Here is a 24,036-nt window from a genome sequence, read left to right as displayed (position 1 = left end):
GAACAAAACCATGCGCATGCCTGAACTGACTGCTCTCTTGACGGCGACCGCCGTCTTTACCTCCGCCCTTGCGTTTGCCGCCAGGGCCGACGAAGTGCACGTGCTCAACTGGAAGGGTTACGGCACCGACGAGCCATGGGCCGTCGCGGCTTTCGAAAAGGCGACCGGCAACAAGGTCGTCAACGACTTCTTCAATTCCGAACAGGAAATGCTGACCAAGATCCGGACCAATCCGGGCCTCTACGACGTCGTCATGATCAACGCTGCCTTCAACGACCAGGCGATGGCGGAAAAGCTGATCCAGCCGATCGACGTGTCGAAGCTGCCGAACTATGCCGACATCAGCTCGGACAAATCCGGCTCGCCGATGCTCGACCATGACGGCAAGGTCTATGGCGTGCCGTGGGTGTGGGGCCTGACCGCGCTTGCCATCAACGAGAAGTCCTTCGACAAGCCGCCGACCTCCATCGCCGAGATGTGGGACCCCGCCCACAAGGGGCGTGTGGTCATCCGCGACGACGCCGTCGAAGCGGTGCAGTTCGGCGCCATCGCCACCGGTCAGAATATCAACGACATCAAGGACATGGATGCGGTCAAGACGAAGCTGACCTCGCTGATGCCGCAGATCAAGACCTTCTGGAGTTCGGAGAACGACTGGAACCAGATGGTGGCTTCCAACCAGATCGACATCGGCACCTATTGGAGCGGCTCGGCCGACCGCGCCAAGACGCATTTCAAGCTGCCGGTCTCGCTGGTCGTGCCACAGGAAGGCGCCGTCGCCTGGCTCGATGCCTTTTCCATTCCTGCCGGCTCCAAGAACGTTGCGGGCGCCGAAGCCTTCATCAATTACATGATCGACCCGAAATTCTATGTCGAATGGGTGACCAAGGTTGGCGCCCCGGTCTCGGCCAACACCAAGGCGGTCGCCGCACTTCCGGAAGATGCCTTCAACCGCAAGGTCATGGGTGATCCCGAGGTCGCCAAGCGCATCCAGTTCCAGGCGCCGGTCACCGACGCCCAGCGCGAAGCCTATCTGGCGCTGTGGCAGCAGCTGAAGGTCGACGTGAAGTAAAACTCACATCCGGACCAGCCGGCGGTTCGCGCCGGCTGGTCCTTCAATCCTGGGGAGGAGGGTATCATGGCAGTACAGGGCGCGGTCGCATCGCGTAGCGGGCTGAGATCGGCTCTGCCTTTGCTCCTCCCAGCCTATCTGTGGCTGACGGTGGCGATCTTCCTGCCGCTGTCGGCCATGGTCTTCTTCTCGTTCATGACCGAGCTGCCGCTATCGGCCAAGGCGTGGGCATTCACGCTTGACAACTACGCCGCCTTCTTCTCGCAAGGGCTGTATCTGACGCTGCTTTTGGCCTCGCTCAGGCTCGGGCTCGAGGTGACTTTGTGGTGTGTCGTCATCGGTTACCCCGCCGCCTATGTGCTGGCCAAGGTGCTGAAGGGGCGCAGCCGCGAGGCGATCTTCCTGCTTGTCATCCTGCCGTTCTGGTCGAATGGACTGGTGCGGATCTTCTCCTGGGCGATGGTGCTGCGCGAAGGCGGCATTCTCGACACCGCGCTCAACGCGGTGCTGCCGTTCAAGATCAACATCGACCTCATGTATTCCTACCCCGCCGTCATCATCGGGCTGGTGCACTCCTATGTGCCCTATATGGTGCTGACCTGTTACCTCACGCTGCAAGCCATCGACGACTCGTTGATCGAGGCCGGACGCTCGCTCGGCGCCTCGCGGCTGCAGGTGCTGAAGCGGGTCATCATCCCGCTGTCGATGCCGGGTCTGGTCGCCGGCGCGGCACTGATCTTCGTGCCGGTGGTTGGTTCATTCATGGAGCCGCGCATCCTTGGCGGACGCACCGGCACCTTCTACGGCACGATCATCGAGGACCAGTTCGTCGCCGTCTTCAACTGGCCGCTGGGGGCAGCACTGTCCTTCATCCTGCTGGCCGTCGTGCTGGTCATCCTGGCCGTGGCCTCGCCGGTGCTGAAGAGGGCTGCGTGATGGCGACGACCCGCATCCTCGAAGGACTCGGCCGCCTCTACATCGGACTGCTGCTCGCCTTCCTCTATCTGCCGATCATCATCATGGCGCTGATGTCGTTCAACGTCTCGCCCTTCTACCAATTGCCGTTCGAGTGGACGACGGAGTGGTACAGTTCGCTGTGGCAGAACGACCAGATCATCGCCGCGACCTGGAACAGCGTCGAGATCGCCGTCATCACCACCATCATCTCCACGGTGCTCGGCTCGGCGGCGTCGCTCGCGCTGTTTCGCTATGAATTTCGCGGCAAGAAACTCCTGCAGGCGCTGCTGTTTCCGCCGATCGCCATTCCGTGGCTGATCACCGGCACGGCGATGCTGATCTTCTTCTTCGGCGTCGGCATCGGCCGTGGCGCGCATGCGATCCTGCTCGGCCATGTGGCGCTGGCGCTGCCCTATGTCATCGTCGTCGTCTCGGCCCGGCTGCAGACCTTTGCGCCGGAGCTGGAAGAGGCGGCGCGCTCACTCGGCGCCAACCAGTGGCAAGTGACACGGCGTGTGACCTTGCCGTGGATCATGCCCGGCGTCATCGCCGGCGGGCTGTTCGCCTTTGCGGTGTCGTTCGACCAGTTCGTCGTGTCCTACTTCCTGTCGACGCCGGGCGAGACGACGCTGCCGGTCGAAATCTACGCCGCGATCCGCAAAGGCTTTACGCCCGAGATCAACGCGGTCTCGACGATCATCATCGCCGTGTCGATGGCGCTGATGCTGCTCACGGCGCGGTTCTTCAAATTCGGCGGAGAGAAATAATGGCCGGCGTCCAGGTATCGAATGTCTCGCGCAGTTTTGGGGCGCACAAGGCGCTGGACGATGTGTCCATCGATTTCGCCGATGGCGGTTTTTATGCGCTGCTTGGTCCCTCCGGCAGCGGCAAGACCACGCTGCTCAGACAGATCGCCGGGTTCGATTTCCCTGATAGCGGCCGCATCTCCATCGGCGGTGAAAGTGTGGAACGCGTGCCGGTGGAGAAACGGCAGATCGGCATGGTGTTCCAGAACTATGCGCTGTTTCCCAATATGAGCGTCGCCGACAATGTCGCCTTCGGCCTGTCGGTGCGCGGCGAGGCCAAGGCGACCATCGCCAGCGAAGTGCAGCGCGCGCTCGATCTGGTGCAACTCGGCAAGCTTGGCGGCCGCCGGCCGCACCAGCTCTCCGGCGGCCAGCGCCAGCGCGTTGCATTGGCCCGCGCCATCGTCACCAAGCCGCGTGTGCTGCTGCTCGACGAGCCGCTCGGCGCGCTCGACAAGGCACTGCGCGTCGACATGCAGATCGAGCTCAAGCGTATCCAGCGCGAGATCGGCATCACCACCATCTTCGTCACCCACGACCAGGAAGAAGCGCTGACGATGAGCGACCGCATCGGCATCTTGCGCGACGGCAGGCTGGTGCAGGAAGGGCCGCCCGAGGATATCTACGACAGCCCGAAGAGCGAGTTCGCTGCCACCTTCCTCGGCGACGCCAACATCTTTCGCGGTGACACCACCGGCAGCGGCATCCGCCTGGCCGACGGCACGTCGATTGCTGCAGGCGCCGGTGCAAGGCTCGCCGCCGGCGCCAAGGCTAGCTGCGCGGTGCGGCCCGAACGCATCCGCATCGCCACCGATGCGGGGGCGCCGGATGCGGTCAATGCCAACATGCTCAAGGGCCAGGTTTCCAAGCGCATCTTTGCCGGCAACAACAGCACCTATTTCGTCGAACGGGCCGGACAGACGCTGAAGGTCATCGTCCAGAACACCGGCATTGCAAGGCTGGCTGAGGGGCAGGACGTGGTGTTGCGCTGGTCGCCTGAGAGCACGGTGCTGATCGCCGGATAGGTGCCGAAGGTCGTGGCGACGTCACTTTCCATCTGCGATACTGATGGGAAATGATGTGATCGCCCTTGGCCGGCGTGCGCGCCTATGCGCTACATCCTTGAGCAGAGGCCTCTCGGCTGCGCCGGCTCCGGCGTGCCGCACGCCTGCCGCTGGGGCGATGATGACGACAGCTGGCAAGAAAAAGTGCGACTTCCACGGGATCGATATGTCGGCGGCTGCTGAATAGCACAAGCGGGATAGGTCGAGGTCGGTATAGTGGTTATCCTACCGTGGCAGGCAACAAGGGGAACTTCCTAGATGAGCCGGAAAAGACCGACGGTGGCGGATTTGCGCGCCATGAAGGGCAAGCGCCAGTTGACCATGCTGCGCGTGATGACGATGGACGAGGCCGAGGCCGCCGAGCGGGCAGGGGTCGACATCGTTTCGGTGCCGCCGGAGCTGGTGCTTAACCCGCAGTATCGCGATGCGGCGCCCAGCCTGTTCACCATGCCGGGCGAGAATTTTTATGAGATCGGCACCGCCGATGATTTTATCCGCTGGGCGTTCCGGCTCTACAAGGCGAGTGCCGACGCGGTCTATTGCAGCGCCGGCTTTGCCACCGTCAAGCGGCTGGCCGATGACGCCATACCGGTAATCGGCCATGTCGGCCTCATTCCTTCCCGTGCGACCTGGACGGGCGGCTTCAAGGCGGTCGGCAAGACCGCCGATACCGCTATGCAGATATTCGAGGCGGTGAAACAGTATGAGGCTGCCGGCGCTATCGGCGCCGAGATCGAAGTGGTTCCGGTCGAGGTGGCGAAGGCGATCTCGGAGCGGACGTCGCTGATCATGCTGTCGATGGGGGCGGGCACCGGCTGCGATGCGCAGTATCTGTTCGCCGACGACATTCTTGGTCAGAACCGTGGCCACATGCCCCGCCATTCCAAGGTCTATCGCAATTTCGCCGCCGAATATGACCGCCTGCAGGCCGAGCGCATCGCCGCGTTCTCCGAATATGTCGCCGATGTCAACAGCCTGGCCTATCCTGAGGACAGGCACGTCGTGCACATGGACCCGCAGCAGCTTCGCCTGTTCCTGAACAAGGTCGACGGCGTGGCTTGAAGGAAGCGCGGTCGGCTACGCCTGCCATCTGCCATTGGCGAGCGTGGCGTAGAGGGTCTCGGCGTCGATGCCGAGCGGCCGGTCTTCCCTGAGCGGCAGGACGAGCACGCGTACCGCTGCATGGATCACGCCGGTGGCCGGCGCCAGCGCCAGTCCTTCGCGCACGTCGACCGCCTGCGCGGCGGCCATCAATTCCAGGGCAACAAGCCGCCGCCACAGCCCGATCATCTCGGCGCATTTCGAAATGGCGAGAAGGGTTTGCGTCGCGTGGTCCTCGACGCCTTCCGAGACGGGCAGGAAATCGAGCATCACCGGATTGGCCTTGTGGCGGATGGCGGCCAGGATTGCCGTCACCGTCTTTTGCAGCGGCACGAAACCGGCCGAGGCGCCGCCGGCCGGGGAGAGATATTTGGGCAGGCCGTTGCGGCCTGAGCCGGTGAGCTGGATGAAGCGGGCGGCGCAGGCGGCAGCCGTTTGAGCGATCGCCAGGCCGAGCGTCTCGAAGGCCAGCGCCAGCGAGGCGGTGTGGAAATTGCCGGTCGATAGAACAAGTTCGTCGTCGCCCATCACCAGCGGGTTGTCGGCGGCGGCGTTGAGCTCGATCTCGACGGCTTGTCTCGCCTGATCGATCGCATGGATCAACGCGCCATGGATCGAGGGCATGCAGCGGATCGACAGCGGGTCCTGTAGGGTTGTCGGCGCCGGCGGCTCGTGTCGCGCCAGCAATTCGCGCAACTCCTTCGCCGCGACCTGCTGGCAGGCGGCCGGCCGTGCCGCGTGCAGGCGCGGATCAAGGATCGTCTGGTTGGCGCCGATGGCTTCCATGGTCAGCGCGCCGGCCTGCTGCTGTTGCATCAAGGCAGACAGCGCGTCGGCGACCGCCAGCGCGCCGCTGCCGGTGGACACGGCGGAAGCGTTGATGAGCGACAGCCCGTCCTTGGGCGCCAGGCTGATCGGGGTCAGGCGGGCCAACATCATGGCCTTGGCCGACGGCATGCGCCGGCCCTGATAATCGGCTTCACCGTCGCCGGTCAGCATGCGGCCGAGCGCTGCCATCAGCACCAGATCGCCGGCGCCGATCGAGCCTAGCGATGGCATCACCGGATGGACGCCGGCATTGAGCGCTTCGACGAGCGCGGCGAAGACCCCGACCGAAATGCCCGAACCGCCGACTGAGAGCATCGCCGCGCGGGCCAGCATCGTCGCGCGCACGATTTCCTGCGGCAGCGAATCGCCAACCGCGCCGCTGCGCCCTTCCAAAAGCTGGCGCTGGAAGGCGCCGGCGTCACCGTTGACCGACGTCTCGAGATTGGCGCCGAGCCCGGTGTTGAGCCCGTAGACCGGCTGGCCGGCAGCGGCGGCCTGGTCGAGAACTTTGCGCGCTTTGTCGAGTTTCTCGATGATGGCCGGCGCCACCTCGACCTTGCGGCCGTCGCGGGCGACGCTGGCGACGTCCTCGATGCTGATGCCGGCTCCTGAGAGGACGAGCGCGTTCATGCGAAGCGCAGCCTCTGGCCGATGCCTTGCGCCTGCGCCTTGGCCAGCATTGCCTTGCCCAGCGCAATGTCGGAGAGCGACAGGCCGCGATGCCAGAACAGGATCGTTTCGTCGTCGCCCTGTCGTCCCGGCTCGAGGCCGGCGGCGATCTGGCCGAGTTCGGCATGCAGCGTCTTTTCGCTCAGCCGTCCGGTCTCGACATGCGCGCGCAGCGAGCCGAACTTGCCGCCCTTGCACTGACCCCAATCGTCGACGACCATTTTCTGCATGATATCGGTCAAGGATAGCTCCACCGCGCTCATCGTACCATAGGGCACCACCAGCGCGCCCGGCTTGATCCATTCGGTCTTCAGCAACGGCTGCGGTTCCGGCAGCCGCGATGCCTCGACGACTATATCGGCGCCTTCGACGCAGCTCTTCCAGTCGGCCACCGCCGTGACCTTCTTGCCGAGATCGGCGGACAGTTTGGCGGCAAAATCGTCGCGGCTTTCCGGCCGGCGCGAATGGATGCGGATCTCGTCGAAGTCGAAGAGATGGTCGAGCAGGCGCACGTTCCAGTAGGCGGTGCCGCGCGCGCCGATATGGCCGAGGACCTTGGATGTCTTTTTCGCCAGATGTCTGGCGCCGATAGCGGTGACGGCGCCGGTGCGCATGTCGGTGATGACGGTGGCGTCGAGAATGGCGCGCGGCGTGCCGGTGCGCGGATCGAACAGATTGAGAATGCCGAATTCTGATGGAAGGCCATGCAGGTAGTTGTCGACATAGTCGCCGACGATCTTGACGCCGGCGGTCTCGAGCGGCGCGACGTAGCCGCGCAAGACGTTGAAATGGCCATGGAAGGACGGATCCGGCTCGAGATGGACGCGCGGTTCGATGACCGTCTGGCCGTTGCCTTGGGCGACCAGACCAGCCTCCACCGCGTCGATGATCTCGGCATCGGTCATGGCAAGGGCATCGATATCGAGGGCGTTGAGGTAATCGATGTAGATAGGCTTCATGCGTGCGCGGTCCCCAGGCAGCCCATTCATCCCATAACAGGCCGCGAGGCGACACGAAAGTTTGTTGGCGCATTGTCTGGACGAAGCCGCCCAAATGCTGTTCAAACCGGCGCGTCATGACGGCCATCCCCGAAAACGAAGCCTCGTCCCCGGCAACAATGCCGGCGCGTCAGGCGCGGCGCGTGGCGCTGATCGTCGCCGTTGCCTTCTTCATGCAGCTGCTGGATTCGACGATCATTTCGACCTCGCTGCCGCAGATGGGCCAATCCTTCGGTGTGCCGGCGGTGGCGATGAGCATCGGCATCACCGTCTACATGCTGACCATGGCGGTGTTCGTGCCGCTGTCGGGCTGGCTCGCCGATCGTTTTGGCGCGCGCAACATTTTTCTCATCGCGATCGCCCTGTTCACGCTGGCTTCAATCGTCTGCGGCGTGTCGCAGAACCTGACCGAGTTCGTTGCCGCACGCGCCGTGCAGGGCCTGGGCAGCGCATTGATGACGCCGGTTGGCCGCATCCTAGTGCTGCGCAACGCATCGAAGTCCGAGCTGCTCAACGCCACCGCGCTGATCACCTGGCCGGCTTTGTTCGCACCGGTGGTCGGGCCGGTGCTTGGCGGCTTCATCACCACATACCTGTCCTGGCACTGGAATTTCTTCATCAACATACCGCTCGGAGTTGCGGGACTGGCGCTGGTCGCCCGCTTCATTCCGGGTGATCGTGAAGCCGAGACGAGGCCGCTCGACTGGCCAGGGTTTGTGCTGACGTCGATCGGGCTCGCCGCACTGCTCTACGGCCTCGAACGCATCGCGCATCCGGAAGACGGCATCTTGCCGACCATGGCGCTACTCGCGGCCGGCATCTTTGTCGGCTGGCTGGCGGTGCGGCATCTCCGTCGCGCGCCGCATCCGCTGCTCGACCTCTCGGCCTTCAACGTGCTGACCTTCGCCATCTCGACGCTTGCGGCCGGCACCATTTTCCGGGTGGCGATCAACGCCACGCCGTTCTTGCTGCCGCTGCTGTTCCAACTCGGTTTTGGCTTGAGCCCGGTCGATGCCGGCATGATGATCCTCGCCTATTTTCTCGGCAATCTCGGCATGAAGGCGGTGACGACGCCGACGCTGCGGCGCTTCGGCTTCCGTTCGGTGCTGGTCATCAACGGGGTGATCGCCTCGCTGGCGATCATGGCCTGCGCGGCGATCTCGCCGCAGACGCCACAGGTGCTGGTTGTGGTGCTGATGCTGATTGCCGGCCTGTCGCGCTCGATGCAGTTCACAGCGCTCAACACGCTGGCCTTCGCCGATATCGGCGCGCAACAACGCAGCTCGGCGGCGACGCTGTCCTCGATGCTGCAGCAGGTGGCGATGCTGTTTGGTGTCGCGGTGGCGGCGGCGATCCTCAACCTGTCGCAGGTCGCCAGGAGCCGGCCGGTACTCGACCTCGTCGATTTCCGAATCGCCTTCCTGATCATCGGCGTGATCGGGCTCGTCGCCTCGTTTCGTTTTCTGGCGCTGCCGCCGACCGCGGGTGGCGAGGTTTCGGGTCATTCGCCGGAGAATTGACCGCGTCTTTCCTGCCTTCCGCAGACAGAAATTCCACCTCTTGCTCTGCTCTTGGAGCGGAGCTTTCGTCGGCAACTTCGTCGGCGCAATGAATTGCCAAAAATGCTTGAGTTTCCGCGCATTGCGCCAGTTTCGGCAATCAATGCGTCCACTCGACAATTATCGCTGCCAGCCGCGGTTCTGAACGCGGATTCATTTGACGAGTTGGTGTTGAGCCGATTAGCTTTCGTTTTTTCGGGATGGCAGCGCTGTCATCGGGGCGAGACAATGAACGCGATCGGCTGGCCGAGTTTCAGGCGCCTGAATCAGGAAGGCATTGTCTTTGCCATTGCGGTCGTGCTGTTCGCTGCCGCCGCGATCGGCTTGCCGGGGTTCATCGACCCGAACAATCTCGTCGCCATCGTGCGCTCGGTGTCGGTGCTGGGCATTCTGGCGCTCGGCATGGCGGTCGTCATCATCGGCCGGGGTATCGACCTGTCGGCGGTGGCGATCATGGCGATGTCGGTCGCCTGGTATCTGCAACTCTTGAATTCGGGAACGCCCGACGGGTTGGCCCTCGCCTATGTGCTGGCAGGCGTTCTCGCCATCGGATTGCTGAACGGCTTTCTCGTCGCTTATGCCGACGTGCCGGCGATCTTCGTGACGCTCGCCACCGGCTCGTTCGTCTTCGGTTATGTGCGCTCGCAATTGATCACGCAGGATGCCGTGCCGGTGCCGCAGGGACATTGGGTCGAACTGCTGGGTGGCATGCGTTTCCTCGATATCCCGGTCGAGGTGTTTGTCTTCGCCGGGCTGGCTTTCCTGTTCTTCCTGTTCCTGCGCTACACCAAATGGGGCCGCTACATCTATTTCGCCGGCGACAATCCAGTGGCGGCGCGCAACATCGGCATTCCGGTGCGGCCGATGCTGGTGCTGCGCTATGTCGTCTCGGCGCTCGTCGCCCTGGTCGCCGGGCTGCTGACCGCGGCCAGCCTGCACTCGATCAACACCCGCGTCGTCAACTCGACGCTGCTCTATGACATCGTGCTGGTGGCAGTGATTGGCGGCATCGGCCTTTCCGGCGGGCGCGGCGGGGTGCGCAACGTGCTGGTTGGCGCCGCGCTGATCGGCATCCTGTCGAACGCCATGACCATCATCGACATTCCGCTGCTCTACCAGAACCTGATCAAGGCAGCGATCCTGCTGGGGGCGATCATCGTCGATGGCATCATCAATCCGCGCGACGAACAGACCGCGCAGCAAGGCGACATTTAGGGGTACTCGGCCGGATCATGCCGACCGGCCGGCAATAAGTGAAAACAGAGGATATGACATGAAACTGATCAGAACACTGATGGCCGCCGCCACGGCACTGGCCGTTACCGCCTTCGTGGCACCGACCTTCGCCGCCGACGATCCGGGCCCTGCTGCCTACGCACAGGCGCTCAAGGGCAAGCGCGTCATGCTGGTGCCGCTGGCGATGGGCTTCGACCTGGCACAGGGCTGGGCGCATTATCTGAAGACGGAAGTCGACGCCTGGGGCGGCGTGTTCGAGACCCGCGATCCGAACTGGGTTGTCGATGCCGGCGCGCAGGCGATCACCGACGCCATTTCGTCGGACACCAGGCCGGACGTGCTGATCATCCATGCGCCGGACCTCAACTCCTATTCCAAGCTGATGAAGAAGGCGCAGGCCGCCGGCACCTATGTCATCCTGGTCGACAATCCGGCCAATTTCCCGGCCGACGCCTTTGTCGGCAGCGACTGGGATCGGCTCGGCCAGCTCGAGGCCGAAGCGGCGATCAAGGGCTGCGGCGAGAATTCCTCAAAGAAGATTGGCCTGGTGCAGGGCGACCAGGCCAATTCGTCGAGCCTCTATCAGTATGCCGGCATCATGAAGGTGCTGGAGAAGCACCCCGACTTCAAGGTCGTGGCCAAGCCCGACTCCAACTGGGATCCGACGACCTCGCGCAACGTGACGACGACAATGCTGCAGCAGAACCCCGACGTCTGCTCGATCATCGACTTCTGGGATGGTGACGCCACAGGCGCTTCGGCCGCGATCCGCGATGCCAAGCTCGACGGCAAGGTGTTTTTGGTCACCACCGGCGGCGGCGAAAAGGCCGCCGATTGCGACAAGCTGCAGGACGGCACCTATGGCGCGGTTGTCATGACCGACCTTGCCCGCCAGTCGGGCGACATGAACGCCCTCATCAAGTTCCTGCTGCAGAGCGGCCAGCCGGCCGGCACGTCGCACACCTATATCTACACGTTGGAGAAGGCGACGACCAAGGCCGACCTCAAGCCAGACAGCTGTTGGGACCTGAAGGCGCTGCAGGCCGAAGCGGCGGCGAAGTAAGTCACGCTTTCTCGACTGAAATAAACGAGGTGGCCGGATTGTTTCGGCCACCTCGTTCCCTCATGGAATAGCAGCAACCGATGTCTTTTCGCGAACGCCTCCAGTCCTGGCGCTACAATCTCGTGCCCGACCATATCGTCGGCGAGATCCTGACCAAACGCTGGACCGACAACGCCATTCCGTTCCTGGCGCTGGTGGCGACGCTGGCAACGTTCGGCTCGGTCATTCCCGGCTTCTTCAAGCTGACGGCGCTGCAGGATTCGACACGCCAGCTCGGTGAGTTCTCGATGGTGGTCACCGGCATGACGGTGGTCATGCTGGGCGGCGGCATCGACCTGTCGGTCGGCTCGATCTTCGCGCTGTCCTGTTTTTCCGCCGTCTATGTCTTCTTCATCCTCGAACAGTCGATCTGGCTGGCGATGGCTGCCTCGCTCTGCACCGGGTTGCTGTTCGGTGCCATCAACGGCTACCTGGTCGGCTATCTCAGGCTGCGCGCCTTCCTGACCACACTGGTCACCTTCATTTTCGGCCGCGCGCTGTTCGATATCCTCGTCACCACCTATGCCGCCGACGTGCAGCTTTCCTCAGCCACGTCGGATGTTCTCGATTTCATCGGCGACAGCACTTTCTGGGGGCTTTCCGTTTCGGTGTGGCTGGCGATCATCCTGGCCATCGTCACCCATATCGCGCTGACGCGTTCGCGGCCCGGCTGGCATGTGCTGGCGGTCGGCGGCTCAAGGCGCTCCGCGCACAATGCCGGCATCCGCGTGCGCCGCACCGTGTTCATGACCTATGTCTTTTCCGGCTTCTGCGCTTCGATCGGCGGCTTCCTGATTGCTTGCCGTTTGAGCGGGGCAGGGCCGGGCACAGGCCTCAACCTCGAGATCATGGCGCTGACGGCGGCGGTGGTCGGCGGCGTCAGCCTGGGCGGCGGTCGCGGTTCGGTGATCAAGGGGCTGATGGGCGCGATCATCGTGCTGACGATGACCAACGGGCTGATCCGGCTGGGCTACGGTACCGGCACCAACCAGATGGTGCTCGGCATCATGCTGGCGGTCGCGGTGACCATTGACATCCGCTGGCTGAAGAACCGCCACAAGGTGTTGAACGAGGTCTATGTCGCGCCGGTCTATCTCAAGATGGGCGAAACGCAGTCGGCGGCGCCCGGATCTGGCACGCCCTACGAACTCGACAACCGGTTGTCGGAAGCCGATCATATCGGGCTCGGCGAGTTGGAAGGGCCGGAAGACGTCATCCTCGACCGCGACGATCATCTCTACTGTGGCACGCGCCACGGCGAGATCGTTCGCTTCTTTGCCCCGGATTATGTGAAGTCAGAAGTCTTCGCCCATATCGGTGGCTTTCCGCTCGGTCTCGCCTTCGACAGAGCGGGCAATCTCATCAGCTGCGTCGGCGCCATGGGGCTGTATTCCGTCTCGCCGCAGCGCGAGGTCAAACGCTTGTCGGCCGAGACGTCGCGCTCCTGGACCTCGATCGTCGACGATGCGCGGCTGCGGGACCCGAATGACTGCGACATCGCGCCGGACGGCCGTATCTATTTCACCGATTCGACCAAGCGCTACGACGCCCATGACTGGGCGTTGGACTCGATCGAGAACCGCGCCACCGGGCGGCTGCTGGTCTACGACCCGAAGGATGGTTCGACCAGGACGCTGCTCGACGGCTACCGTTACACCAATGGCGTCTGCATGGCGCATGACGGCAAGTCGCTGTTCTTCGCCGAAAGCTGGGCCTGCCGTGTGCATCGCTACTGGCTGGAAGGGCCGAAGGCCGGCAGCGCCGAATGCGTCATCCGCGACATGCCGGGTTACCCCGACAACATCAACCGCGCTTCCGACGGCAATTACTGGATGGCGTGGCTCGGCATGCGCACGCCAAGCTTCGACCTGTCGCTGCGCCACCCCGACATGCGCAAGCGCATGACGCGGCGGCTGCCGCAGGACGAATGGCTGTTCCCCAACATCAACACCGGCGGCGTGGTGAAATTCAACGAGACCGGCGGCATCGTCGAGGCGATGGGCGACCTCTCGGGTGCCGCCCATCCAATGGTCACCTCGATGCGTGAGCACAAGGGATTTCTCTTCGTCGGCGGCATCCTCAACAACCGCATCGGCCGCTACAAGATATCGGGGGCCGACCCGAACTGGACCAGCCCCGCCTCCTATTGGGGAGCAAAGCCATGATCCTCGATCCAGTGCTCGACCTGTTTCGCGGCAAGGCGGTGACGATCCCGCCGCTCGACGGCGCTTTCCGCCCCAACACGCGGCTGGACAATGCGCCGGCGTTTGCCGGACTGACAGAGCCGGACAACCTGCTGGTCTCCGGTGACCGGCTGCTGGCCTCCAGCGGCAACGCCATCTATTCGATTGCTGCCGGCGCCGAGTCCGAGGTGGTCGAAACTTTTCCATCGCCGATCACAGCGCTGGCGCTGTCGCCATCGGGCGAGCTGACGGTGGGGCTGGAAAGCGGCAAGCTGTTGATTGCCGGCAGGGAGGTTTCGCTGCCGGCTGATCTCCGCTGCATCACTGCACTTGCCTATGGCGATGATGGCACACTGTGGCTCGCCAATGGTTCGGCCGAACATTCGCCGTCGCAATGGGCCGCCGACCTGATGAAGAAGGGCGTGTCCGGATCGCTCTGGAAGCGGGAGCCGGGCAGCACGGATCTCCGCAAAGTGGCCGGCGACATCGCATTTCCTTACGGCCTGTATCCCATCGGCCGGGATGTGCTGGTCAGCGAAAGCTGGCGGCATCAACTGGTGCTGTATGACGGCACGACGGGCAACCGCTCGACGGTGCTGACGCATCTGCCGGGCTATCCCTCCCGGCTCTCGCCTTCCGCCGATGGCGGGGCATGGCTGACCCTGTTTGCGCCGCGCAACCGGCTGATCGAATTCGTGCTGCAGGAGACGCACTATCGGCAAGACATGATCGACCAGGTGCCGCCGGCCTGCTGGATCGCGCCGGCGCTGGCTTCCAACCGCAGTTTTCTCGAACCGTTGCAATGCGGCGGCATCCGCACCATGGGCATCCACAAGCCATGGTCGCCGAGCCGTTCCTATGGGCTGGTGGTCAGGCTCGACCAGACGCTGCAGCCGCAATTCAGCCTGCACAGCCGCGCCAACGGCACGCGTCATGGCATCTGCAGCGTGGTGGAAAAGGATAACCGCCTGTTCATTGCCTCCAAAGGCGGTGACTGCGTGCTGGCCGTCGATGCGGGAGGTTTTTGATGGAACCGATCGTCCGCCTGGAGAACGTCACCAAGACCTATCGCGGCGTGCCCGCTGTGAAGAATGTCAGTTTCGAATTGCGCAAGGGCGAGATCCACGCGCTGCTCGGCGAGAACGGCGCTGGCAAATCGACGCTGACCAAGATCATCGCCGGCGTCGTCGACGCCACCTCCGGCAAGATGTTTCATAAAGGCGCCGAGATTGCCTACGCCTCGCCGCATGCCGCGCTTGAAGCCGGCATTGCCATGGTGTTCCAGGAGACCAGCCTGGTGCCGTCTATGACGGTGGCGCAGAACCTCTATCTCGGCACCGAAAAGTTCCTCAACCGGCTGCGTGGCACCTACATCTCAGCGCAGCAATTCCTGCAGTCGCTGAATTTTCCTGTCGACCCGAATGCGATGGTGGCGACATTGGGTGCGGCCAAGCGGCAGATGGTCGAGATCGCACGTGCCGTCCACCACAATGCCGAGATCATCATCTTCGACGAGCCGACGGCGACGTTGACGCCGGAGGAAAAGCGGCATTTCTTCGCGCTGATCCGCCGGCTGAAGGCAAATGGCGTGTCGATCGTCTTCATCAGCCACGCGCTGGAAGAGGCGCTGCTGATTGCCGACCGCATCACCATTTTGCGCGACGGCGAGCTTGTCATCACCGACGACACATCGGCCTTCGACCGCGACCGGATCGTCGCCGCCATGGTCGGCCGCACGCTGTCGGGGCAGATCTATCGCCAGCGCGACGAAGCGAAGCTGCGCAAGGCCGGCCGGAAGGTGCTGTCGGTACAGGATATCTCGATGAGCAATGTGGTGCGCAACACGTCGTTCTCGATCTTCGAGGGCCAGATCACCGGCGTGTTCGGGCTGATCGGCTCCGGTCGCACCGAGACCTTCAAGATCGTCTCCGGCATCTACAAGCGCGATTTCCTGCGCGGCGGGGCCATCGAACTTGACGACAGGCCGGTGCGCTATCTCGTGCCGAGCGAAGCGGTGGCCGACGGCATCGTCTACGTCACCGAGGATCGCAAGAGCGAAGGTATCTTCGAGACGATGGGCATTGCCGAAAACCTGTTCGGCGGGCTGCTGGCGGCGGGTCGCGAAAAGGCCTGGGTGATCAATGCGCAGGAGATGCGGACGCTTTCCGCCGAATGGACGAAGACGCTGAACATCAAGGCGATCAACGACAATGCTCGCGTCGTCGAGCTTTCCGGCGGCAACCAGCAGAAGGTGGTGATCGGCAAGGGGCTGGTGCAGCAGCCGCGCATCGTCATCTTCGACGAGCCGACGCGCGGCGTCGATGTCGGGGCGATCGCCGAGATCCACCAGATCATCAACCGGCTGGCCGACGAGGGCTTGGCCGTCGTCGTCATTTCGTCCTACCTGCCGGAGGTTATGAACCTGTCGGATCGGATTCTTGTCTGCAGGCAAGGGCGCATCGTCGAGGAGTTTTCGCCGGCGGAGGCTACGGAGGAGAAGATCATGTACGCGGCTGTGCATTAGGTCTTTGGCCGATGCGTACTTCGATAATTGGCCGAGCGGTCCACCCCTTCGTCATCCCTGGGCGAAGCAGGCGCGCAGCGCCGTCGCGAAGACCCAGGGATGACGAAGGTGAGGGGGCTCCGCCAACCTCCACGGTTCGGTGCCTTTGCGCGCCAAAAACCGAATCAGAAAAGCCGATTAGCCGCCTTTGCTCGAGACCTGATTCAACGACCTAGTCCATCGATTCAACCAAGGGAAAAATGCCATGGCCACCACAAGACTTCTCAGCGATGCCGAGGTGGAAAAGATTCCGGCTGTGAAGGCTGTGTTCGACGACATCCGCGCGACGCGCAAATCCGATTTCGTCAACAATTTCTGGCGCGGGCTGGCCAATGATCCCGCTGCGCTGAAGTGGATCTGGGAACAGCTGAAAGTGGTGATGGTTGCCGACAGCGCCATCGATCCGCTGACCAAGGAGATGATCTACATCGCGGTCTCGACCGCCAATGGCTGCTCCTATTGCGTCCATTCACACACGGCCGCCGCACGCGCCAAGGGCATGAGTGATGCGCAGCATGGCGAGCTGGTGTCGATCATTGGATTGGCGGGGCAGACCAACCATCTGGTGACGGCGCTGCAGATTCCGGTCGATCCTGAGTTTGAGGTGAAGTGAAGGTTCACACTGGCCGGTAAACCTTTTTCGCCGTGTTCCAGAAGACATCCGCCTCCGCTGCCACGCCATGTTTTGCCACCGCATTCCGGTGCGCCTTGATCAGTTCGGCGTGGCTGGTCCATAATTTCTCGATCGGGAAGTTCGAACCGTACATCAGATGGTCACTGCCCAAAATGTCGATCGCATTGTCGACGATGTAGGTGATCAGCTCCGCGTCGTTGCGGTGGACGAAGGTGCCGAGGCCGGACAGCTTGACGTAGAAATTGGGTGCCACTGAGAGCGTGCACAGGCCCGCTTTCCAGGCCTCGGTGGTTTCCGGCTCCATGCCGGTCAGCATGCCAGCATGGGTGAGGATGAAATTGGTTTCGGGGTTCTCGCCGACCAGCGTCAGTCCGTCCTTCATTTGGGCCGGGAAAAGCTGCAGGTCGAAGGACAGGCCGTAGTCCTTCAGCCGCGCGACGTTGGCGCGCACTCTCGGGTCTATGACCTGATCAGCCGAGGCGGCGAAGCGAAAAGCCGGCGTTTCGTGCCAGTGCAATTGCATGCGGACGCCGCGCAGCAGCGGATACTTTTTCAGCCGGTCGATCTGGGGCCTGATATCGTCGACGGTCATGTCGGTATAGCCGACGATGGCGTGCGGCCAGCCGGTCTCGTCAGCGGTCTTCTGCAGGAAGGCGACCTCCTTCTCGAAATCCTCCTTGGCCCAGTTGGTCTGGACATAGACGGCCTTCTCGACGCCGGCACCCTTCTGGTCCTGAAGAAATTCCTCGATCGGGTAGTCGCGGCGGATCGGCTCGTAGGGGCCAAAGATGCGCGGCACCATCGGCCCGACCAGCCAGGGCTGATCTTTTTGCCGCCAGATGTGGAAATGCGCGTCTATGGCTTTCTGCATCACGAAACCCTCTTCCAGATTGTCGCCGCAGCCGGGGCCGGGCGGGCGAGCGACAGGATGAAATCGGTGAGACCGGCCATCGACGAGCCGTCGACCAGGTCGTCGAGCAGCGGCAGGATGGCGCGCAGTGCTTCCGTTGCCGGCCGGAAGCGCGGGTCGCCGGCCAGCGGCGTTGCCAGTGAGAGCCGGAAGGCGCGGGCGCTCAGCCGGCGCATTGCAATTTCCAGTTCAGCGTGGTCGCCGCGTTCCAACGCATCCGACAGGATGACGACGGCGGCACCGCGTGCAAAGGCGGAAAAGCGCGGCACCGACAGGAAGGCGAGCAGTGTGGGCCCCATGCGGGTACCGCCGTCCCAGTCATCGACCTGGGCGGCGGCGCGGGCCAGCGCCTGGTCGCGGTCGCGAATGCGCAACGCGCCGGTGATGCGGGTCAAGCGCGTGCCGAAGGTGAAGATTTCGGCGCGATCCGCGCCTTGTACGGCGGCATGCGCCAGTTTGAGATAATCGGCCGTGTGCAGCTTCATCGAGCCGGACACGTCGATCAAAATGAGCAGCTTGCGCGGCACGGTCTGTCGGCGGCGCAGCAGCGGCGAGGGGATGTCGCCATCGGCGCTGACGATTTCGCTCAGCGACCGGCGCAGATCGAGCTTGCCGCGCGAATGGGTGCGCACGGTGCGGAACGAGCGGCGGGCGGGCAGGGCGGAAGCCAGCTTGCTGCGAAAGGCGGATAGTCTGTCGTCGTCGCGCTGAAGATCGCGCATGCTCAACTGTTCGGCGTCGGAGGACAGCTCACCGGCCTCTTGCCGGCTGATCACCTCGATCTCTTCCTCGTTCGCGCCGCCATCATCCTTGATGCGGGTTTCCTCGTCCGCGTCGCCTTCGACCACGGCGGATGTGTTGCCGTAGAAATGGCTCTGGAAATGCGCCTCGAATTCGTCGCGACGGTCCGGCGGCGGCGCCAGTGTGGCAAGGGCAGCCTCGCGGATGTCGGCCATCGAGCGGGGGCCGAGCAGGGTCACCGCCTGCATGAAGCCGGAAATCTGCTCGGGTGCGACGGCAAAAGCATGGCGGCGCAGCAGCCGGCCGAAGCCGAGCAAGGGTGCTGCGGCGCGGGGTAGGCTCTCCTCGCCCCGTTTGCGGGGGTCCGAAGGACGGGTCGAGACAAGTGGCTCGACCCTTGATGCCGGCAGGCAGTTGAGGGGCGGCGCCACCTTCTGCACATCATGGCGCTGCCCCTCATCCGCCCCTTCGGGGCACCTTCTCCCCGTGAACGGGGAGAAGGGATTGCTGAGGTCTCGGCTCACGCCAGCGCCTCCTCGACGATGCGGCCGAGTTCGGGCGCGATGTAGGACAGGTCTTCCTCGTCCTTGATCAGCACGCCGATGGCGCGGCGAAAGGCTTCCGGCCACGGACTGCCGCCCTTTTCCAGAATGGTCGCCGCATTGGCCCATTCGACGGCTTCGGCGATGCCTGGCGGCTTGGCCAGCGGGCGGGCGCGAATGGTCTGCACGGCTGCCGCCACGGCGCGCGCAGTGGCTTGCGCCACATCGCCAGCGCGCAGCATGATGATGGCGGCCTCGCGCTCGGCGTCGGGATAGCCGATCCAGTGGTAGATGCAGCGCCGCCGCAGTGCCTCCGCCAATTCGCGGGTGCGGTTCGAGGTCAGGATGACGATCGGCTGCGCCTTGGCGCGGATGGTGCCGCGCTCGGGAATGCTGATCTGGAAATCGGAGAGGAACTCCAGCAGCAGCGCCTCGAATTCATGGTCCGAACGGTCGATCTCGTCGACCAGCAACACGCGCTCCTCGGGCGCGTTCAGCACTTGCAGCAGCGGTCGAGCGATGAGGAAACGGTCGTCATAGATGTCGATCTCATGCTCGCCGGCATGGCGGATGGCGAGCAATTGACGCTGGTAGTTCCATTCGTAGAGCGCGTGCGCGGCATCGATGCCTTCATAGCATTGCAACCGCACCAGATCACGACCGAGCACTTCGGCGATCGCCTTGGCGGCTTCGGTCTTGCCGACGCCCGGCGCGCCTTCGAGCAGCAGCGGCTTACCCAGTCTTATCGCCAGGAAGATGGCGGTCGCCAGGCTTTCATCGGCGAGATAGCGCGAGGTGGCCAAGCGCGACGCCACTGCCTCCGGCGAGGTCGCGACAGTCTCGGCGCTTGTTGCGGGCATTTCGGTCCTCAGTTCGGCGCTTGCGCCTTCAGCGCGCGCAAAATGCGCTCCGGCGTGATCGGCAGCGTGTCGATGCGCACGCCGACGGCGTCGAAGACGGCATTGGCGACCGCCGGTATCTGCGGATTGGCGCACATTTCGCCCGGTCCCTTGGCGCCGTAAGGCCCATCGGCAGAGGGCCGCTCCAGCACGATGATCTCGGTCTCTGCGAGGTCGCCGGGGCCAGGCATCAGATACTGGTTGAAGTCGGTGCCGCCATGGTCGCGATTGGGGTAATAGGGCTCGGTGGTCTCGTAGAGCGCGTGACTGATGCCCATCCACGAGCCGCCGACCAGCTGCTGCTCGACCATCTTTGGGTTCAGCGCGCGGCCGATCTCGAAGACGTTCTTGACCGTCAACACCGTCACTTCGCCGGTCTCGTCGTCGACCTCGACCTCGGCCACGGTGCAGGCATGGGCATAGCAGGTCGACGGCTTCATCGCGCCGGTTTCTTTCTCGGGATAGGAGCGTGGGATCAGGAACATGCCGCGGCCGGAGATCGAGCGGCCGCGCTTAAAATGCGCCGACAGCGCGACGTCGAAGATCGAGATCGACTTTTGCGGCGCGCCCTTGACCAGGATGTTGCCCTGGCCGTCGGTTTCGAGGTCGGAGGCGTTGACCTCCAGTTCCTCGGCGGCCACCTCCAGCATCACCTGGCGGGCTTCCCTGGCCGCCTGGATGACGGCGTTGCCGGCGCGGTGCGTGCCGCGCGAGGCGAAGGTGCCCATGCAATGCGGGCCGGTGTCGGTGTCGGCGGTGTCGACGACGACGCGGTCGGTCGGCACGCCGATCGTCTCGGCGCAGATCTGCGCCATGATCTGCTTCATGCCCTGGCCGAGATCGACGGAGGACAGCGTCACCATGAAATTGCCGGTCGGCGTCGAATGCACCAGCGCCTGGGTCGGGTCGCCGCCGAGGTTCATGCCTGTGGGGTAGTTGATCGCGGCGACGCCGCGCCCGCGCCTGATCGCCATCTCAAGCTCCCTTCGCGTAGGAGGACATCGCCAGGTACTTTTCAGCCACCGGCCAGTTGGCGGCGCGCGAGGCCTCCTGCATGCATTCGATCAGCGCCGCACCCTCGGTCGGCTGGCGATGTGCCTTCATGTCGCCGTCGCGATAGGCGTTGATGAAGCGGAATTCGAGCGGATCCATGCCGATCAATCGCGCCAGCTTGTCCATCTGCACTTCCAGCGCGAAATCGCCGATGGTGACGCCGAAGCCGCGCATGGCGGAAGACGGCGTGCGGTTGGTGTAGACGCAGTAGGTGTCGATCCAGACATTGGGGATGGTGTACGGACCGGGATAGTGTCCGGCGCCCTTCTGCGCGCCATAGGGCGAATGGCGCGAATAGGCGCCGGCATCGGTGTAGCCGGTGACTTTACGGGCGACGATGCGGCCGTCCTTCATGACGCCGTCCTTGATGACGACCTTTTCGGCCGCGCGGGGTGACGATATCTGCATCTCCTCCTCGCGGCTGTAGATGAAACAGACTGGTCGTCCGGTTAGTTTCGCGCCGAGGATGGCGATGGGCTCGACGATGACGTCGACCTTGCCGCCAAAACCGCCGCCGACGGTGCCGCCGACGAAATGCAACTTGTTGCCGGGCATCTGCAGGATGATCGAGGCGTTGTCGAGGGTGAAGAACATCGCCTGGGTGTTGGTGTAGCAGGTGAAGCGATCATTGCCCTCGGGCGCGACGATGCAGCCGGTCGTCTCGGTCGGCGCGTGCTCGATCGGCGACGACTGGTAGCTCTGTTCCAATATGTGATCGGCGCCGGCAAAGCCCGCCTCGACATCGCCGAAGCGTACCTTGCGGCACTCGCCGCTGTCATAGAGATAGTAGTTCTGGCCGTGATATTCGTTCACCAGCGGTGCGCCGGGCTTCAGCGCCTCTTCCATATCGAAGACCGCCGGCAGCACCTCATAGTCGACCTTGACCTTGGCGGCGGCTTCTTGTGCGGCGCGTTCGGTCTCGGCCAGCACCGCCACAACGGCCTCGCCCTTCCAGCGCACCTTGCCGTCGGCCAACACGGTCTCGTCCTCCGGTCCGATCTGGATCAGGATCAGGATGGTGTAGACATTGTGCGGCACGTCCCTGGCAGTCAGGATTTTCACCACGCCCGGAAGCGTTTCCGCCTCGGAGGTGTCGATGTTGCGAATGCGGGCATGATGGTGCGGGCTGCGCACCATCTTCAGATGCAGCATGCCGGGAAAATTGCGGTCGGCGAAAAAGGCGGTCTTGCCGGTGACATGGCCGGGAGAGTCCGAGCGCGGCCGCGGCTGGCCGATCTCGTGCAGATCGTCCTTGCGCTGATCGGCGAAGTAGTTCTTGCGCAGGTCCATCTTTGCTTTCCTCAGGCCGCGTTCTGCGAATTGGCGCGCGCTGCAAGCAGCACCGCCTGGATGATCGGCTCATAGCCGGTGCAGCGGCAGATATTGCCCGACAGCGCCTCGACCACCTCGTCGCGGCTGGGGTTGGGCGTGTGGTCGAGCAGCACCTTGGCCGCCATGATCATGCCAGGCGTGCAGAAGCCGCATTGTGTGGCGAAGGCGTCAAGGAAAGCGCGCTGCAGCGGATGCAGCACGCCGCCTTGTGACAGGCCCGATGTCGTGGTGATGGCGGCGCCGTCGCATGTCTCGGCCAGCGTCAGGCAGGACAGCCGGAGTTCGCCGTTGATGATGACCGAGCAGGCGCCGCAGGTGCCCTGGTGGCAGCCGCCTTTCGGCGAAGTGTCGCCGATCTTGTCGCGCAGCGCGTTGAGCAGCGTCGTGCCGCTGTCGATGAATTCGGCCGTTTCGCTACCATTGAGCGTGAACTGAACCGGGACCTTTGCCATGTCGTTTCCTCCTTGCGCGCCTGCCCCTCAGGGCAAGCGCGCGCCCCCCCAAAGGGGCATTCTTCAAGCAAGCAAAAGCCGGCCGAGATGGACCGGCAGGACTTCGTTGCGATACCAGGCGCTGGCGATCGGATCGGTGGCCGGCGAAGTGCCGTCGCGAGCGACAGCCAGTGCGGGCGCGATGCCGTCCCGGGTCAGCTTCTTGCCGAGCAGCGCCTTTTCAGCGGCGATTGCGCGCATTGGCCGGTCGGCCATGCAGCCAAGCGCGATCCGGGCTGAGGACACGGCGCCATCCGCCGCCTGTTCGAGCACCGCGGCGATGCTTACCACCGAGACGCCTTTCGGCTTGACCCGCGAAACCTTCAGAAAGCGAAAGCTGCCTTGCGGCGGAATCGCGAAACCGACCGCGGTGACGATGGCTTTGCTCTTGTCGCGTTTTGCCAGAAAGGTCTCGATCGGCAGCTCGCCGTCGTCGGTGCTTACCGTCGCACCCAGCGCCAGCAACGCCACGGTAAAATCGCCATAGGGCGTCGGTGCGAAGAGATTGCCGCCGACGGTTGCCATGTTGCGGATCGCCGGGCCGCCGACAGCGCGCGCGGCGCGGGCAAGCGGCGCCAGATCCGGGTGGCGGGCGATCGCCGCCATGGTCACCGAAGCGCCGATGCGGGCTCTGCCGCCGGCAATGGTGATGGCCGATAGCGACGGGTCGGTCGAGCGGACAAGGCCGAAAACCGAAACATCGCCTTCATTGGCGGCGCGCACGACCAGCGTGCCGCCGCCGAGATAGCGGGTACCCTGGGATGCCAGCGCCGCATTCGCGTCCTTCACCGTCGAGAAAGTCTGCAGTGCAAGCGCCATGGCACGCTCCCTTGTTTGCGCTCAGCTCTGGCCGGCAAAGTGGCTCTTCAGCGCGTTGAAGCCGCCCTGGAAGACATTGGTGCCCATGCCTTCAACCAGCTTGTCGGCGTCCTCGGGTGCAGCGTCGAAGCTCGCGGTCCATTCGGCATAGGTGCGGTCGCCGTCGGTCACCCGGCGCAGCTGCAGCGTCGCCTTGTGGTTGGTGAGCGGCTGCGGCGTTTCCAGGATCGAATAGCTGACGAGGAAGTTCGCGTCGGAGAAGTCGAGCAGTTTTTCGCGCAAGCGCGCGCCGCTGGCGAGCTGGAAGTTGCGAACGCAGCCGATGGTGCCGGCGTCCTTGCCGTCCTCGATATGGCTCTCGACCATGCGCGGGTGCCAGCTCGGCAGGCCATTGAAGTCGCGTATGCGCGCCCAGACCTTTTCGACCGGCGCGTCGATGACGCTGGAGATGGTGACTTTCGCCATATGATGGGTCCC

22 protein-coding genes are annotated in these 24,036 nt (G+C 63.8%); 12 read left to right on the top strand and 10 right to left on the bottom strand.

Going from position 1 to position 24,036, the window contains the following annotated elements; genetic code table 11:
- Positions 1-10: 10 nt before the first annotated feature.
- The 5 genes from AC1DXN_RS18945 (at position 11) to AC1DXN_RS18925 (ending at position 4,961) form a co-directional block, all read left to right on the top strand.
- Entirely contained in the window at positions 11-1,072 is a 1,062-nt protein-coding gene (locus AC1DXN_RS18945; RefSeq protein ID WP_477244362.1) for an ABC transporter substrate-binding protein, read from the top strand.
- Positions 1,073-1,138: 66 nt separating this feature from the next.
- Positions 1,139-2,008, top strand: coding sequence for an ABC transporter permease (locus tag AC1DXN_RS18940; RefSeq protein WP_477275178.1), 870 nt, complete (start codon positions 1,139-1,141; stop codon positions 2,006-2,008).
- On the top strand, positions 2,008-2,796 hold the full coding sequence (locus AC1DXN_RS18935) for an ABC transporter permease (RefSeq protein WP_477275176.1): 789 nt from the start codon (positions 2,008-2,010) through the stop codon (positions 2,794-2,796). Before AC1DXN_RS18940 ends, AC1DXN_RS18935 begins: the two co-directional genes overlap by 1 nt.
- The gene (locus AC1DXN_RS18930; protein ID WP_477275174.1) at positions 2,796-3,860 is read left to right on the top strand and encodes an ABC transporter ATP-binding protein; all 1,065 of its coding nucleotides are present in this window, start codon (positions 2,796-2,798) and stop codon (positions 3,858-3,860) included. Before AC1DXN_RS18935 ends, AC1DXN_RS18930 begins: the two co-directional genes overlap by 1 nt.
- Positions 3,861-4,157: 297 nt before the next feature.
- Entirely contained in the window at positions 4,158-4,961 is an 804-nt protein-coding gene (locus AC1DXN_RS18925) for a 3-methyl-2-oxobutanoate hydroxymethyltransferase (RefSeq protein ID WP_477275172.1), read from the top strand.
- Between the two features lie 15 nt (positions 4,962-4,976).
- Here the strand turns inward: AC1DXN_RS18925 and AC1DXN_RS18920 are convergent, their stop codons facing one another.
- On the bottom strand, positions 4,977-6,458 hold the full coding sequence (locus tag AC1DXN_RS18920) for an HAL/PAL/TAL family ammonia-lyase (protein WP_477275170.1): 1,482 nt from the start codon (positions 6,456-6,458) through the stop codon (positions 4,977-4,979).
- Positions 6,455-7,456, bottom strand: a complete 1,002-nt coding sequence (locus tag AC1DXN_RS18915; RefSeq protein ID WP_477275168.1) for an ornithine cyclodeaminase family protein — start codon at positions 7,454-7,456, stop codon at positions 6,455-6,457. Before AC1DXN_RS18915 ends, AC1DXN_RS18920 begins: the two co-directional genes overlap by 4 nt.
- Positions 7,457-7,572: 116 nt before the next feature.
- On the opposite strand from AC1DXN_RS18915, the gene AC1DXN_RS18910 reads away from it, so the two are divergent.
- From AC1DXN_RS18910 to AC1DXN_RS18880, 7 genes are all read left to right on the top strand, one after another.
- Entirely contained in the window at positions 7,573-9,015 is a 1,443-nt protein-coding gene (locus AC1DXN_RS18910; RefSeq protein ID WP_477275166.1) for a DHA2 family efflux MFS transporter permease subunit, read from the top strand.
- Between the two features lie 267 nt (positions 9,016-9,282).
- Positions 9,283-10,269, top strand: coding sequence for an ABC transporter permease (locus tag AC1DXN_RS18905; RefSeq protein ID WP_477244376.1), 987 nt, complete (start codon positions 9,283-9,285; stop codon positions 10,267-10,269).
- 58 nt (positions 10,270-10,327) lie between these two features.
- Positions 10,328-11,353 (top strand): sugar ABC transporter substrate-binding protein, encoded by a 1,026-nt coding sequence (locus AC1DXN_RS18900; RefSeq protein WP_477275165.1) that lies wholly within the window; start codon positions 10,328-10,330, stop codon positions 11,351-11,353.
- Positions 11,354-11,433: 80 nt separating this feature from the next.
- Positions 11,434-13,557, top strand: a complete 2,124-nt coding sequence (locus tag AC1DXN_RS18895; RefSeq protein WP_477275163.1) for an ABC transporter permease — start codon at positions 11,434-11,436, stop codon at positions 13,555-13,557.
- Complete coding sequence (locus AC1DXN_RS18890; RefSeq protein WP_477275161.1) at positions 13,554-14,603, top strand: WD40 repeat domain-containing protein; 1,050 nt, start codon at positions 13,554-13,556, stop codon at positions 14,601-14,603. Before AC1DXN_RS18895 ends, AC1DXN_RS18890 begins: the two co-directional genes overlap by 4 nt.
- Positions 14,603-16,099: a sugar ABC transporter ATP-binding protein gene (locus AC1DXN_RS18885; protein WP_477244384.1), complete on the top strand. Its 1,497-nt coding sequence runs from the start codon at positions 14,603-14,605 to the stop codon at positions 16,097-16,099. Before AC1DXN_RS18890 ends, AC1DXN_RS18885 begins: the two co-directional genes overlap by 1 nt.
- A gap of 244 nt (positions 16,100-16,343) precedes the next feature.
- Positions 16,344-16,751 (top strand): carboxymuconolactone decarboxylase family protein, encoded by a 408-nt coding sequence (locus AC1DXN_RS18880; protein WP_477275159.1) that lies wholly within the window; start codon positions 16,344-16,346, stop codon positions 16,749-16,751.
- 4 nt (positions 16,752-16,755) lie between these two features.
- Here the strand turns inward: AC1DXN_RS18880 and AC1DXN_RS18875 are convergent, their stop codons facing one another.
- From AC1DXN_RS18875 to AC1DXN_RS18840, 8 genes are all read right to left on the bottom strand, one after another.
- Positions 16,756-17,643 (bottom strand): amidohydrolase family protein, encoded by an 888-nt coding sequence (locus AC1DXN_RS18875; protein WP_477275157.1) that lies wholly within the window; start codon positions 17,641-17,643, stop codon positions 16,756-16,758.
- Entirely contained in the window at positions 17,643-18,719 is a 1,077-nt protein-coding gene (locus tag AC1DXN_RS18870; RefSeq protein WP_477275390.1) for a VWA domain-containing protein, read from the bottom strand. The genes AC1DXN_RS18875 and AC1DXN_RS18870 overlap by 1 nt, the downstream gene beginning before the upstream one ends.
- Positions 18,720-18,943: 224 nt before the next feature.
- Positions 18,944-19,825: an AAA family ATPase gene (locus tag AC1DXN_RS18865; protein WP_477275155.1), complete on the bottom strand. Its 882-nt coding sequence runs from the start codon at positions 19,823-19,825 to the stop codon at positions 18,944-18,946.
- Between the two features lie 8 nt (positions 19,826-19,833).
- Positions 19,834-20,838: a xanthine dehydrogenase family protein molybdopterin-binding subunit gene (locus tag AC1DXN_RS18860; RefSeq protein WP_023675798.1), complete on the bottom strand. Its 1,005-nt coding sequence runs from the start codon at positions 20,836-20,838 to the stop codon at positions 19,834-19,836.
- A 1-nt stretch (position 20,839) separates the two neighbouring features.
- Positions 20,840-22,207, bottom strand: a complete 1,368-nt coding sequence (locus AC1DXN_RS18855; protein WP_477275153.1) for a xanthine dehydrogenase family protein molybdopterin-binding subunit — start codon at positions 22,205-22,207, stop codon at positions 20,840-20,842.
- Between the two features lie 11 nt (positions 22,208-22,218).
- A complete protein-coding gene (locus AC1DXN_RS18850; protein ID WP_477275151.1) occupies positions 22,219-22,701 on the bottom strand; it encodes a (2Fe-2S)-binding protein in 483 nt (160 codons plus the stop codon).
- A 63-nt stretch (positions 22,702-22,764) separates the two neighbouring features.
- Positions 22,765-23,559, bottom strand: coding sequence for an FAD binding domain-containing protein (locus AC1DXN_RS18845; RefSeq protein ID WP_477275149.1), 795 nt, complete (start codon positions 23,557-23,559; stop codon positions 22,765-22,767).
- 21 nt (positions 23,560-23,580) lie between these two features.
- Complete coding sequence (locus AC1DXN_RS18840) at positions 23,581-24,024, bottom strand: SRPBCC family protein (RefSeq protein ID WP_477275147.1); 444 nt, start codon at positions 24,022-24,024, stop codon at positions 23,581-23,583.
- Between the last annotated feature and the right edge of the window lie 12 nt (positions 24,025-24,036).

The organism is Mesorhizobium sp. P2_H9, from assembly GCF_056403215.1.
The sequence above is the reverse complement of the archived record's forward strand: the minus strand, read 5'-3'. Positions and strand labels throughout refer to the sequence as shown.